The sequence below is a fragment of the Brevundimonas sp. NPDC092305 genome, from assembly GCF_044755415.1.
Lineage (GTDB): Bacteria > Pseudomonadota > Alphaproteobacteria > Caulobacterales > Caulobacteraceae > Brevundimonas.
Map to the genome: position 1 here is coordinate 1,886,175 of NZ_JBIVQY010000001.1, position 13,454 is coordinate 1,899,628.

The 13,454-nt window shown below is 66.9% G+C and carries 15 protein-coding genes; 12 read left to right on the forward strand and 3 right to left on the reverse strand.

The genetic code is table 11. From position 1 onward, the window contains the following. Position 1: 1 nt before the first annotated feature. The 11 genes from ACIQC9_RS09355 to ychF all read left to right on the forward strand — a co-directional run bounded on the left by ACIQC9_RS09355 (position 2) and on the right by ychF (position 10,920). Complete coding sequence (locus tag ACIQC9_RS09355) at positions 2-937, forward strand: ribose-phosphate pyrophosphokinase (RefSeq protein WP_400614795.1); 936 nt, start codon at positions 2-4, stop codon at positions 935-937. Positions 938-1,015: 78 nt separating this feature from the next. Beyond that, on the forward strand, positions 1,016-2,203 hold the full coding sequence (locus tag ACIQC9_RS09360; protein WP_400614797.1) for a hypothetical protein: 1,188 nt from the start codon (positions 1,016-1,018) through the stop codon (positions 2,201-2,203). 111 nt (positions 2,204-2,314) lie between these two features. Next, complete coding sequence (locus ACIQC9_RS09365; RefSeq protein WP_400614800.1) at positions 2,315-3,370, forward strand: hypothetical protein; 1,056 nt, start codon at positions 2,315-2,317, stop codon at positions 3,368-3,370. Between the two features lie 127 nt (positions 3,371-3,497). Beyond that, complete coding sequence (locus tag ACIQC9_RS09370; protein WP_400614803.1) at positions 3,498-4,205, forward strand: 50S ribosomal protein L25/general stress protein Ctc; 708 nt, start codon at positions 3,498-3,500, stop codon at positions 4,203-4,205. A gap of 77 nt (positions 4,206-4,282) precedes the next feature. Continuing rightward, on the forward strand, positions 4,283-4,903 hold the full coding sequence (gene pth, locus ACIQC9_RS09375; protein ID WP_400614805.1) for an aminoacyl-tRNA hydrolase: 621 nt from the start codon (positions 4,283-4,285) through the stop codon (positions 4,901-4,903). 41 nt (positions 4,904-4,944) lie between these two features. After that, a complete protein-coding gene (locus tag ACIQC9_RS09380) occupies positions 4,945-5,334 on the forward strand; it encodes a hypothetical protein (RefSeq protein WP_400614807.1) in 390 nt (129 codons plus the stop codon). Between the two features lie 59 nt (positions 5,335-5,393). Next, positions 5,394-7,442 (forward strand): TonB-dependent receptor family protein, encoded by a 2,049-nt coding sequence (locus tag ACIQC9_RS09385; protein ID WP_400614809.1) that lies wholly within the window; start codon positions 5,394-5,396, stop codon positions 7,440-7,442. A gap of 47 nt (positions 7,443-7,489) precedes the next feature. Then, positions 7,490-8,833, forward strand: coding sequence for a PepSY-associated TM helix domain-containing protein (locus tag ACIQC9_RS09390; protein WP_400614812.1), 1,344 nt, complete (start codon positions 7,490-7,492; stop codon positions 8,831-8,833). Then, positions 8,830-9,285, forward strand: coding sequence for a copper chaperone PCu(A)C (locus ACIQC9_RS09395; protein ID WP_400614815.1), 456 nt, complete (start codon positions 8,830-8,832; stop codon positions 9,283-9,285). Before ACIQC9_RS09390 ends, ACIQC9_RS09395 begins: the two co-directional genes overlap by 4 nt. A gap of 29 nt (positions 9,286-9,314) precedes the next feature. Then, positions 9,315-9,770: a copper chaperone PCu(A)C gene (locus ACIQC9_RS09400; protein ID WP_400614817.1), complete on the forward strand. Its 456-nt coding sequence runs from the start codon at positions 9,315-9,317 to the stop codon at positions 9,768-9,770. 55 nt (positions 9,771-9,825) lie between these two features. Continuing rightward, on the forward strand, positions 9,826-10,920 hold the full coding sequence (gene ychF / locus ACIQC9_RS09405) for a redox-regulated ATPase YchF (protein ID WP_400614820.1): 1,095 nt from the start codon (positions 9,826-9,828) through the stop codon (positions 10,918-10,920). On the opposite strand, the gene ACIQC9_RS09410 is transcribed toward ychF, so the two are convergent. Beyond that, entirely contained in the window at positions 10,913-11,320 is a 408-nt protein-coding gene (locus ACIQC9_RS09410) for a hypothetical protein (protein WP_400614823.1), read from the reverse strand. The two genes, ychF and ACIQC9_RS09410, sit on opposite strands and share 8 nt — an antisense overlap. Before the next feature lie 221 nt (positions 11,321-11,541). Here ACIQC9_RS09410 and ACIQC9_RS09415 point away from each other — a divergent pair, with 221 nt between their 5' ends. After that, positions 11,542-11,805 carry a hypothetical protein gene (locus tag ACIQC9_RS09415; RefSeq protein ID WP_400614826.1) on the forward strand — a complete coding sequence of 88 codons (264 nt, stop codon included), beginning with the start codon at positions 11,542-11,544 and terminating at the stop codon, positions 11,803-11,805. Positions 11,806-11,874: 69 nt separating this feature from the next. On the opposite strand, the gene ACIQC9_RS09420 is transcribed toward ACIQC9_RS09415, so the two are convergent. Continuing rightward, positions 11,875-12,402 carry a porin family protein gene (locus tag ACIQC9_RS09420; RefSeq protein ID WP_400614828.1) on the reverse strand — a complete coding sequence of 176 codons (528 nt, stop codon included), beginning with the start codon at positions 12,400-12,402 and terminating at the stop codon, positions 11,875-11,877. Positions 12,403-12,556: 154 nt separating this feature from the next. Further along, on the reverse strand, positions 12,557-13,453 hold the full coding sequence (locus tag ACIQC9_RS09425; RefSeq protein WP_400614831.1) for a 2-dehydropantoate 2-reductase: 897 nt from the start codon (positions 13,451-13,453) through the stop codon (positions 12,557-12,559). Position 13,454: the final 1 nt, after the last annotated feature.

Sequence of the window (13,454 nt, forward strand, 5' to 3'; positions counted from 1 at the left end):
CATGAAGCTGCTTTCCGGCAACTCCAACCGGACGCTGTCCCAAGCGATCGCCACCCACCTCGATATGCCGCTGACAAAGGCGCAGGTGAAACGATTCGCCGACAACGAGGTCTTCGCCATGATCGAGGAGAACGTCCGCGGCGAGGACGTCTTCATCATCCAGTCGACCAGCTATCCGGCCAACGACAATCTGATGGAGCTGCTGATCCTCACCGACGCCCTCGTGCGGGCCTCGGCAAGGCGGATCACGGCGGTCGTGCCCTACTTCGGCTACGCCCGACAGGACCGCAAGACGGACGGGCGAACCCCCATTTCAGCCAAGCTCGTCGCCAACCTGATCACCCGCGCCGGCGCAGACCGGGTTCTGACCATGGACCTGCACGCGGGCCAGATTCAGGGCTTCTTCGACATCCCGACGGACAATCTGGTGGCTACGCCGGTCCTCGTTCAGGACATCAAGCAGTCTTATGGCCGGGATCCTGGCCTGATGATCGTCTCGCCGGATGTCGGCGGCGTGGTGCGCGCGCGCTCGCTGGCCAAGCGGCTGGATGCGGACCTGGCCATTGTCGATAAACGCCGGCCCAAGGCGGGCGAGAGTGAAGTCATGAACATCATCGGCGACGTCGAGGGACGCCGCTGCATCCTGTTCGACGACATCGTCGATTCCGGCGGCACCCTTGTAAACGCGGCGCAGGCCCTGATCGACAAGGGCGCAGTCGAGGTCTCGGCCTACATCAGCCACGGCGTGCTTTCGGGCCCGGCGGTGAAACGCGTCGCCGACGGCCCGTTGAAGGAACTCGTCATTACCGATTCCATTGAACAGCCTCATGAAGTCCTGACCTGTCCGAAGATCCGTAGCGTCTCTGTGGCCCCGCTGATCGGCGAGGCGATCCGCCGGATCGCCAATGAGGAGTCGGTGTCGAAGCTGTTCGACTGACCCCTCAGTAGCCGGTTCGCCACATTGACGCCGGAAGCGGCGGGTCTGTTGGCCGTCCGTACTTTCGGGGTTTGTCACATGCGTACCGGTTCCCTTTCCCGCGCCCTTGCGCTTGTCGCCGTGGCGGCCTCGCTTCTGGCCAGCTGCGCCTCGCCCGACGCGGCGGCCAAGGCCGAGGCCGCCCGCCTCGCCGCGGAAGCCGCTGCCCTTGCAGCTCGCCAGCCGCCGCCGATCGCCCTCAGTGACAGCATCGCCCAGTCGGCCGCAACCTATCTCGCCTTCACCCGTGATGTGCAGACCATTCAGGGCGGGTTCGCCGACGCCGAATCGATCCAGGCGGCCCTACGGCGGGGTTCGGCCTACGACCCGGCCCAGCTGTCGCGCGGCATGATCGCCTACGCCTCCATCATCGCCCTGCAGTCGCCCGAGTTTCTGGCGGGCGTACGCCAATACGGCGCCGACCCGGTCGTTCGCCAGAAGGTCATCTCCGACATCATGGCCGACAACGAATACGTGACCCTCCTGCCCGGTTCGCAGGCCGCCGCGACCCTGATCATGGCCAATATGAAGATCGAGATCGACGCCCTCAGCGCCTCCGCCAACTCCATCGAGAACGACGCCTACACCATTCAGGGACGCTCAGACCCTCGCCGTAGCTGGGCGACCGCACATGTCGCCGATCGCGCAGCCCGGCTTGAGGCCGCCAAGACCGTCTCTGGCCAGACTATGCTGCCATCGGCGGAGGAGTCCGCCCGTCTGTTCGCCGCAGCCCACACCCGCAGCGGCCTGACCGTCGTCAATGGCGATATGCGGACGCCGCCCTACCCGCCTGCGGTCAACCGCGCCCTGTCGCTCGCGGCTCTCGCCGCACTCGGCGCCGCCGGAGACAGTGCAAAGGCCAACACGGATGCGCTGCAGGAGGAGCCCGCCAACCAGTTCTGCCTCAGCATGTCGAAGCTCAACCTCTACCAATGCCTCGCCGCATCCCGCCCAAGCTACGAGGATATGTTCTGCGTCGGTCGACACATCATGCGCGACCTCGCGACCTGCACCCGAAACTCGGCGATGCCGGGCGCGATTATCCAGGTCTCCGACCCCGTGTCCGTCGCGCCACAAAGGCTGACCATCCCCACGACATCCCTCATGCCGACTGCGGCGCCATCCGCCGCACCGGCGCCCGCGCCAATCCCGGCTCCTGTGCAGCCTCCCCTTCAACAGTCCCGCCCGGCTGTCAGCGCCACCGAACGGCTGAACACCACGCCCTGATCGCAACCTCGTTATCTGGTCATTAACCATCGGAGAACCATTTCAGACGCGGTATAAGCGCTTGTAGTCAAAGGCGTCGCAGTACGCCTCGCGCGTATCCGGGATAGAGACATGCTCAAGGGTCTGAAGCGTCGCGGCCTGTCCGCCGCCGTGATCGCCGCCGCCTTCGCGGTGGCCAGCTGCGCAACTGACGAGCCGGCTCCGCCGCCGCCTCCCCCGCCGCCGCCTCCCCCGCCAGCCCTGAGTCTGAACGACGGCGTGGCGCAGGCGGCCTCCGTCTACGTCGCCTTCATGCGGGAAGTGGCCTCGATCCCTCCCGGCGGTTTCCAGGACGCCGAATCGATTCAGGCCGCCATCCGCAAGGGCGCCGCCTATGAGCCCGGACAGCTGTCGCGTGGCATGATCGCCTACGGCTCGATCCTGGCCCTGCAGTCGCCGGAGTTTGTGCAGGGCGTCCGCGCCTACGCCAACGACGCGACAACCCGTCAGGACATGATCGCCCGCATCAGCGCCGATCCTTTCGTAGCGACCACGCTGCCGGGCGCGGACAAGGCCGCCGGCCTGATGATCGACGCCATCGGCCGCGATTCGACGGCGATGCTGAACATCGCCAACGCCGTGGAAGCCGACGCCTATACCATTCAGGAACGTCGCGATCCGCGTCGGCGCTGGTCTACGGTGCACATCCAGAACCGCGAGGTCCGACTTGAAAGCGCCAAGTCGCTGTCCGGCCAATCGCTGCTGCCCTCCGCCGAAGACTCCGCCCGCCTGTTCGCCGCCGCCCATGCCGGCTCGGGCCTCGGCGTCGCCGGCGATGCGATCAACGGCCCCTATACGCGTCCGGTGGCCCAGGCCCTCGCCATCGCCGCGCTGGCGGCTCTTGGCGCTGGTGGCGACGACAACCGCGTCGGCACCGAGGCCCTGACCCACGATCAGGCCAGCGAGTTCTGCCTGCAGATGTCCAAGCTGATGCTGTTCCAGTGCCTCGCTGCGGCCCGCCCCAGCTATGAAGATATGTTCTGCCTCGGTCGGCACGTCGCCCGCGATCTGGCCACCTGCTCCAGCCAGAATCTGAGCCCCGGCGGCGTTGTGGTGCCCTCGACGCCCCAGCCGTCGTCGGAACCGGTGCAGACAGCCGCCACGCCCGTGCAGACCCCGGCGACCTGACGCGTCGTCGGACGGTTGCGTCCTCGCCGTCATCCGTGTATTAGCCCGCGCTCTTGAATTCCCGGGTTCATGACCCCGCCGCGCGAGCCGGTGCCAGCGCGGCGTTTCTGTTGTTGAGGCGAGCCAGATGGCCGAGATCATTCTGAACGTGGACGTCCGTGATGGCGTCGGCACCGGCGGCGCCCGCGCCGCCCGTCGCGCCGGCATGGTGCCCGGCATCCTGTACGGCGGCGACAAGGCCCCCGTCGCCATCTCGGTGAACGAGAAGGACTTCCGCAAGAACCTGTACACCGGCAAGCTGCTGGGTCACCTGGTGACGCTGAAGTACGGCGACGAGACCCAGCCGGTCATCGCCCGCGACGTGCAGTTCGACCCGGTGTCGGACCGTCCGCTGCACTTCGACCTGATGCGCGTCGAAGCCAAGCAGACCATCAAGATCGAAGTGCCGGTGCACTTCATCAACGAAGACAAGTGCGAAGCCTTCCGTCAGGGCGGTTCGCTGGAAATCGTCCGTCACTCGGTCGAGATCTCGGTCCGCGCCGATCACATCCCGGAAGACCTGATCGTCGATCTGTCCGGCCACAAGCTGGGCGACACCATCCGCTGGACCGACCTGAAGGTGCCTTCGGACGTCGAGCCGACCATCACCGACCGCGACTTCGTGATCGCCTCCATCAAGACCTCTTCGGCCGCCAAGGCTGCTGACGAGATCGAGGAAGCCATCGCCGAGGAAGAAGCCGCCGCCGCCGAAGCCGCCGCGGACGAAGTTCCCGCCACCGAGCAATCGGAAGACGGCGACGCCGCTGTCGAAGGCGAGGAAACCTCGGAAGGCTAGATCGCCTCTCGAAAGACTGTCTCAGGAGCGGCCCATTCCTTGCGGAGTGGGCCGTTTCCGTATCTGAAGCTGGTCCCATGATCATCATCGCCGGCCTCGGCAATCCGGGCGCCAAATACGAGAAGAACCGCCACAACATCGGCTTCATGGCCGCCGACGAGATCGCGCGTCGCTGGTCGTTCGGTCCGGAGCGGGCCAAGTTCCAGTCGGTGATCCGCGAGGGCGAGGTCGCCACCGCAGGCGGCGCCGTGAAGGTGCTTCTGATGAAGCCACAGACCTATATGAACGAGAGCGGCCGCGCGGTCGGCGAGGCGGCGCGCTTCTACAAGATCAAGCCCTCCGAAGTCATAGTCTTCCACGACGAGATCGATCTGGCGCCCGGCCGGTTCCGCATGAAGACCGGCGGCGGCGCCGCAGGCCAGAACGGCGTGCGTAGCCTGATCAGCCATCTGGGCGCGGAATTCCGCCGGGCCCGCATGGGCGTGGGCCATCCCGGTGAGAGCCACCTTGTGATGCCGCACGTCCTCGGCGACTTCTCCAGGGCGGACCAAGCGTGGCTCGAGGCCATGCTCAACGCCTGCGCTGACGCCCTGCCCTTCGCGGCGGCCGGAGATGACGAGCGCTATCAGGCCGAGGTCATGCGTCTGGCCCCCGCGCCCAAGTTCAGCCCGCGACAGGCGGCGCAGAAGGGCGAATAGCCGCGCTTCCTCCCGACGACCGGACGCGCTAGAGCGCTGCCGTGAACCGCAGCCAGGCCGACAATTGGTCTCTGACACACTCGCTGGCCTTCCTGGCCGCGACGTTCGCCATCATGCTCGGAACCCTGCTGCCGTTCGGGGCCATGGCGGCGGCGCAGCCCGGCCAGCCGCTTGTCATCTGTTCGGCCGAGGGGCCGCAGGTGGTTCAGGTTGGCGCGGACCTCGACGGCCCCGCCCGCAAGGCGCATCCGGCCAAATGCGCCGCCTGCGTCATGCCCTTGCTGGCGGCGTTGCCGACCCCGCCCGCGCCTCAACCTGCGGCGCCGGTCGCGGTCTCCGAAACGGTCACCTGGACCCCCGCCAGCGTCAGCCCCCCGCCGCCGGCCCGTGCGCCTCCCCGGCCGCCCTCCACCGCGCCACCCCTCGCCTGAACCAGACCGCTCGCCCGGCCGCCGGCCGCGCGTCCTTTTCTGTTTCAGGATCTGATTTCATGTCTCTCAAGACCACCGCAGCGCCCTGCGCGCTGCTGCTCGCCGCCCTGTCTGCGGCGCCCGCTTTCGCTCAGGATGCTACCGAACTGGATAGTGTCATCGTTACCGGCAAACGTAATCCCGACGACCCGGCCGTCGTCGCCGAAGCGCGTGAACGTCTGTCCCGCACCCCCGGAGCCGTCGCCGTCGTTTCCGCCGAAAGCTATGAGGATCGGTACGCCCTCACCTTCTCCGACACGCTGCGCTCGGTCCCCGGCGTCTTCGCCCAGCGGCGATGGGGCGAGGAAGTCCGCCTGTCGATCCGGGGCTCGGGCATCGGTCAGAGCCTCCATCTCAGAGGCGTTCTGCTGGCGCAGGACGGCGTGCCGTTCAGCGCGCCGGACGGGTTCGGAGACTTCCAGGAACTGGACCCGCTCGTGACCCGCTACCTTGAGGTCTACAAGGGCGGCAACGCCTTGCGGTTCGGCGGCGCGGCCCTCGGCGGGGCGGTGAACGTGCTGACGCCGACCGGGCGCAACGCGCAGAACGAAAACCTCTTCCGTCTGGAGGGGGGCTCGTTCCAGACCCGACGCGCGCACGCGGCGATCGCACGGGAGAAGGGCGACTGGGACGTCTACGCGGCCGCGACCTGGGCCGGCAGTGAAGGCTTCCTCGACCATCAGGACGGCGACAGCAAACGCCTGACCCTTAACGTCGGCCGTCAACTCGGCGAAGACCGTGAAGTCCGCGTGATCGTTCAGGCCAACGATCTTGATCTCGACATCTCGGGAACGCAAAGCCTCGACAAGGCGCTGACCCGCCCGCGCAACCCTGATCCGTACGTCCGGGCCATGGACTTCGGACGGGACATCAAGTCGGTTCGGGTGACCGCACAGACCCGCTGGCGCCTGAGTGACGAACTGGTGTTCGAGGGCGGCGCCTACATCGCGGACAAGCGACTGTTCCACCCGGTCCCCGTGGTCCTCGACAACGATTACCGGTTCTGGGGCGGCTTTGGACGACTGGACTGGACAGGCAAGCTCGGCGGTCTGCGCGCCGACGCGTTCGCAGGCGCCTATTTCCGGACCGGTGACAACGACAGCCTCGTGTTCCTGAACACAGGCGGTGGCAATCCGGGCTTTCAGGTCGGAAGCACCCTCCAGAACGCCACAGGCATCGACGCTTTCGCGGAAGGCCGACTGTTTGTGACAGATCGGCTCGCCCTGATCGCTGGCGGCTCCTGGGGCCGGGCCGAACGTGACGTCGAGAATCGTCTCGTTCCGGCGAACAGCGCCCGGCGGAACTACGACTGGTTCGCGCCGCGCGTGGGTCTGCTGTGGGAAGAGCCCGACGGTTCACAGATCTACGCCAACCTGACCCAGTCGGTGGAGCCTCCGACGTTCCTTGAGCTCGTGCAGAGCCCCGTTCCACAGTTTGTCGACCTGGATGCGCAGGAGGCATGGACAGCGGAAATCGGCGCGCGCGGTCAACGTGGCCCCTTCCGCTACGACATCGCCGCCTACCGTGCGAAAATCGATGGCGAACTGCTGAACTATGTGGTGATCCCCAACGTCCCGGCGCTGAGCTTCAACGCCGAAGACACCATCCACCAGGGAATCGAGGCGGGTCTGGACTGGCGCCTGGTTGAAGGCGAGCCGGGCCGCCTGGCCCTGCGGCAAACCTGGACCTGGTCCGACTTCTCCTTCAAGGACGACGCCGTCTACGGCGACAACCGGCTGCCCATAATCCCCGAGCATGCCTATCGCGCTGAACTGAAGTACGAACATCCTCAGGGCTGGTTTGTCGCTCCGTCCGTCGAGTGGACGCCGCAGGACATCTATGTCGACTACGCCAACACGCTGAAGTATCCCGGCTATGCGACCATTTCGTTGAACGCCGGGATCGATCTGCCAAACGGCGTTTCCCTGTTCGCGGATCTGCGCAATCTCACCGACAAGAAGTACGTCTCCAACGCCAATGCGATCACGGACGCTCGCACCACGGCCGCGGAAGTCTTCACGCCGGGAGAGGGCCGCTCGGCCTACGTCGGCGTTCGTTACAGCTTCTGACCGCGCGCGGGGCGGCGTCAGCGTCGCCCCGCCAGCCGGAGATCACCATGCGCGATCCAATCCCCAGTCCCGTGTCCGGCGCCTATCGCGCCGTCTGGCGCTGGCATTTCTATGCGGGCCTTCTGGTCATGCCCGTTCTCATGCTGATGGCGCTGACCGGCGCCATCTATCTGTTCCGGGCGGAGATCGAGGACGCGGTCTACCGGCCGCTGGCCGAGGTCAGACCGGCGGCCACGACCACATCTCCCGACCGTTGGGCCGCCGCCGCGCGCGTCGCCGGGGGCGGCGAGGTGGCGTCTGTGCTCATGCCCGATCGGCCCGACCGCGCCGTGAGGTTCACGGTGCGAAGACCCGACGAGAGTCAGGTCTTCGTCTTCGTCGATCCGTCCGACGCCCAGACGACCGGAGTCGCTCCCGCGGGTGGCGTCACCGAGACGGTCAAGCGCATCCATAGCCTCGAGATCGTCGGCCGTTGGGGCAATCTGCTGGTCGAGGTCGTCGCCGGATGGGCGATGATCCTCGTCGCGACCGGCGTCTTCCTCTGGTGGCCGCGGAGGCGCGTCGCCGGGGTCGTCACCGTCCGGGCAAGGGCCGGCCGCCCGTTCTGGCGCGACCTGCATGCCGTGACCGGCCTCTACGCCGGGGCGGTGATTTTCTTCCTCGCCTTCACCGGCATGCCGTGGTCCGGCGTCTGGGGCGACGCGATCCTGGGGCAGATGCGGGCCAGCGGCATCGGACGACCGGCCACTCCGCCGGCCGCGTCGCCTTGGGAGCACGCGCAGCATAAGGCGGATGAGCCGGGAGGCGTCGGCTGGACCATGGAGGGCGCCACCATGGCCACCCCCGCCCATCACGCAGCCCCCAGTCTCGAACGCGTTGTCGACACCGCCAACCGGTCGGCCCTCGCCCGACCGTGGCTGATCTCCGTTCCGGCCTCGCCTGATCTCGCATGGGCCGTCGCCCGTCAGCCGACGCGCGTGGAGGATACGCGCACCCTCTATGTCGATGGCGTCACCGGCGATGTGAGAGCCGACATCCGCTATCGACAGTTTGGCTGGGGCGCAAAGGCCTTCGAATGGGGCATCGCCACCCACCAGGGCACGCAATACGGCGCGATCAATCGCTGGGTCATGCTGTCGGGATGCGTGGCCGTCTGGCTGCTGGCCATCAGCGGACTGGTGATGTGGTGGCGACGCAGGCCATCCGGCGGCCTTGGAGCCCCGGCCGCGCCTCCGGGCCCGCGGGTCCGCGCCGCGGTTCTCGGCATCGTGATTCCCTTTTCCATCATCTATCCTCTGACGGGCCTGAGCCTGCTCGCCGCCATCCTGATCGACAGGACGGCCGCAGCGATCCGGCGCCGGTTCGCGATTTCTGAAAGGACAGCGCCATGAAGCGCCTGTTGTCATTGGCCGCTTTCGCCCTCGTGACCGCCTGCTCCGCCGGCGGGACGGCCGCGCCCGCCCGCGTCGACGTCGCCGACGCCATCTGCAGGCCGGCCGCACCTGGTCGTGACGTCACCGGCTGCTACGTCACCCTCACGGCCAGTCGGAACGACCGCCTCGTCTCCGCCGCCTCCCCCTCCGCCCGCGCGCTCCAGATCCACGAGATGAAGAGCGCCGACGGCATGATGCAGATGTCCGAACTGCCGGACGGCCTGCCCCTGCCTGCGGGCGAGGCGGTGCATCTGGCGCCGGGCGGCAATCACATCATGCTGCTGGGGGCGACAGGTTCGCTGGCGACCGGGGGGACGATCCCGGTGACCTTGACGTTCGAGCATGCGCCCGCGCAGCAGGTCACCTTCCGGATCGCCCAGCCCGCGACCGCCGAACACAGCGGCCATTGATCCGCCGTCGGCATCGGCCATAAGGCCGCATGACCCTTCGCCCTTGCCTTGCCGGCCTCGCCCTGATCGTCGCCGGCTGCTCCGCGCCTGATCCTGCCGCCCGGCCGGCCCAGGCCAGCGTGGTTCAGGTCGCTGACGCCGTCTGCCGCCCCACCCCTCCGGGGCGGCGGATGACGCTCTGCTATCTGACCCTGACGGCCAGCACGAACGACGCCCTGATCGAGGCGTCCAGCCCCCGGGCCGGTCGGGTCGCCCTGCACGACGTGCCGTTCGAGAACGGGATGGTCGTTCTGACCCCTCGCAGCGGCCCGATCGGTCTTCCGGCCGGTCAGGCCGTTCGTCTGGCCCCCGGCGGTCAGGCGCTGGCCCTGCAGGGGGTCCAGACGCCCATGACCGCTGGCCAGACCGTGCCGATCACCCTGACCTTCAACCTCGCGCCCGCTGTCGAGACCGTCGCGCGCGTCGAGGCGGAACCTGCGGCCTGACAAATCGCGCGCGACCGGTTAAAGGCTCGCGCTCACTCGAAAGCTCCCCAAGACCATGGCCCTGAAAGTCGCGATCGTCGGCCTGCCCAACGTCGGCAAGTCCACCCTGTTCAACGCCCTCACCAAGACGGCGGCGGCCCAGGCGGCCAACTATCCGTTCTGCACCATCGAGCCGAACACCGGCGACGTGGCAGTACCCGAGCCGCGCCTGAATGTGCTGGCCGAAATCGCGGGTTCCAAAGAGATCATCCCGGCCCGCATCACCTTCGTGGATGTGGCAGGCCTCGTGCGCGGCGCGTCCAAGGGCGAGGGTCTGGGCAACCAGTTTCTGGCCAACATCCGCGACTGCGATGCCGTGGCCTTCGTCGCCCGCTGCTTCATTGATGACGACATCACCCACGTCGAGAACCGCATCGACCCGATTTCCGACCTCGAGATCATCGAGACCGAGCTGATGCTGGCCGACCTCGAAAGCCTCGAGAAGCGCGTGGTCAACGTCGAGAAGAAGGCCAAGGGCGGGGACAAGGACGCCCAGCAGACCCTGCGCCTGATCAACGCCGCACTCGTTCCGCTCCGCGCCGGCAAGCCTGCCCGCGTCGCCGAAGTGTCCAAGGAGGACGAGAAGGCCTGGCACATGCTCCAGTTGCTGACCTCGCTGCCGGCGCTGTATGTCGCCAACGTCGACGAGAACTCGGCCGACAAGGGCAACGCGCTGTCCGATCAGGTCGCTGAACGCGCCAAGGCGGACGGCGCCAATACGGTCGTCATCTCCGCCAAGATCGACTCCGAGCTCGCCGTCCTCGACGAGGCCGAGCAGATGGAGTTTCTCGAAAGTCTCGGTCTGGCGGAGCCGGGCCTGAACCGCCTGATCCGCGAGGCCTACAGTCTGCTGGGCCTGCAGTCCTACTTCACCGTCGGCCCCAAGGAAGCGCGTGCCTGGACCATCCACGTGGGCGACACCGCGCCCCAGGCCGCAGGCGTCATCCACACGGATTTCGAGAAGGGCTTCATCCGCGCGGAGACCATCGCTTACGACGACTATGTCGCCCTGCGCGGCGAGTCCAAGGCGCGCGAGGCCGGCAAGCTGCGGGCCGAAGGCAAGAGCTACGTCGTCAAGGACGGCGACGTGATGAACTTCCTGTTCAGTTGATCTTGAGCGACGGCCCCGTCGGCGTCGTGTCAGTCAGGGTCGTGCATTTGGTCAGGTTGACCATAGCGTTGTCCCGATCCAGCCAGATCAGCCGCAAGGCCTGACCGGCCGCGGACATTTTCAGGCGCTCGATGGCCCGCGTCCCTTCGCTCTCGCACCTCAGCGTCGCGACATAGCCGTCCGCCGCCTGATCGATCTCGGCGATGGTGCAGCTGTTCTCGTAGCCCTTGAAGCTTACCGGCGTGATCTCGATCGGCTGTTCCGGCCCGGTGGTGTTCACGCACCACGACACGTCGGCCGCCCATCGACCGACGAAGCTTTGCGGCCCCGTGCCCGGCATGACCGACCCGATCCCCGGCGCGGGCGGCGGCGGCGGCGCATCGGCTTCCGAGGTCGTCACGGCAGCCGCCGGGTCAGTCGGGTCGTTAGTCGCAGGCTGACTGCAAGCGGTCAGACCAAGAGCGAGGACGGAAAGGATCGACAGGCGCATCATCCACAAGGAACGCCCGAAGACGGTTGCGGGTGCACAAAGATTCGCCCTCCTGTCGTACGGCCGCGCTTGCATAAAAGCCGATCCTTTGTCACGACTTGTTGCGGGGCGTGAGATTAGTGAGCGTTCGAATGACGCAGATGACCAACCCTTGGGGTGTTCAACTCGATCCGCTGGCGCAAGACATCGCCGCGGTGCTCATGCGTTTCGGCGGCTCGGCGCATCAGAAGGACGTCGTCCAGTGCGTGGCCGCCATGAAGCGCCAGCGCGGCGAGACTGTCGCCCAGGATCTGGCCAATCGCATCGTCGAGGTGTTTGAACGCTACCGCGACCTCTTCTTCCGCCCGTTCGGCGAAGGTTCGATGCGCTGGGCCCTTCAACCCGGCGTCGCCTGATCCCTTCCCGATAACGAAAAAGGCCCGCGGTTTGCGCCGCGGGCCTTCGTCGTTTTCAGCGGGCTTCGTTTAGAAGCGACGCACGTAGCCGAGGCCGTAGGTATTGGCTTCGCCACGGTCATCGGTGAAATCGCGGCGCGTGAAGTCGGCGCGGATGCCGTTGCGGGCGTCGAAGAAGTAGTTGGCGCCGACGCCGTAGTTCCAGCTCTCGGCGTTGTCGTCTTCGCTAATGCCGGCGGCCGAGGCTTCGATCTTGGTCGTGCCGTAGCCGACGCGTCCGAACACTTCGAAGTTCGGGTTGATCGGCAGGGTCGCGACGCCATACACGGCGGCGTCGTACTTGTGCTCGATGCGCACGTCCGTGCCGGCGATGTCGAGGGTCTCGTCCTTCACGCCGACCGAAGCTTCGCCTTCAACGCCGAAGTACTGGTTGAAGCGGGCGTTCAGGCGGCCCGAGATCGCGCCAAGGTCACCCTCATCGCTGTCGAAGTGAGTGTAACCAACCGAACCGGTCAGTTGAGGAGATGTAACGCTTTGAGCCGCTGCGGGAGCAGCAATGACAGTCAAGGCGGCGACGGAGAGAAGAATGTTACGCATTGTTTCTTTAACCTTTGGATGCAGCAACTGCTGCGGTCACCAGCCCCACCTGGTGGGGAGCTGAAATGGTTAGCCATGAAGGCCGTTCCAAGGCATTCTGATTACTTGCTTTTAACTGTGCGCCCGGAAGCACATACAGCGTTACGCGAACACTCTAGCTTCGCACGCTCCAGCCAACGGCGGACAGCAGCGTCACCGCCATCGCATTCACCGGCGTAGGCACGCCATGCCGTTGGCCGAGGCGGACGATTACCCCGTTGCGCGCGTCCCATTCCATCGGCCTACCCGCCAACCGGTCGGCCAGCAGCGAGTTGACCGAGTCCGCCGGCGAGGTCATGGCGCGCTCGATAACCCAGTCCGGAATTTCGTCGCCAAGTTTCGCCCCGACTGCACGACCCACGGCCACGCACTCACGCACCATCTCGCGCATCAGGTCCGACATGCCGTCGGCGCGCACCACCCCGCCCGGCTCTCCGGTCAGGGCATTCGCCGCGCCGGCGCAGTTTAGCGATAACTTGGTCCAGGCGACCGTCAGGAAGTCGTCGGTTGTCGAGGCCTCGATCGGGCTATCCGCGAACAGGACGGCGAAGGCGTCGCCGTCCGGCCCGACGGGCGTGACGATCGTCCCGTTGCGGCGATGCGCGATCCGGCCGGGCGCCGACCGCTCGGCCGGCACATCCACCACCGCGGGCACGATCCGCGCAGGATCGACGAAGGGTGCGAACCGCTCGACATGTTCGACGCCGTTCTGCAGCACCGCCACCCTCGTGTCCGGTCCCACCAGTGGCTTCAGCCAGCGCGCGGCGCCATCGACATCATAGGCCTTGGTCGCGACCAGCACCCAGTCGACTGGTTCGGTCACCTGCGACGGATCCGTCACGACGCGCGGCTGAGCCTCGACGATCGCGCCGTCGGGGGTCTCGACCACCAGCCGGTCCAGCGGCGTGCGCGCGCACAGCGTCAGGCTGTCGACCAGCGGACTGTGCGCAATCCACGCCGCCACCGTCCCGCCGATCGCCCCCGGACCGACCACCGCGACCGACACGCCCATG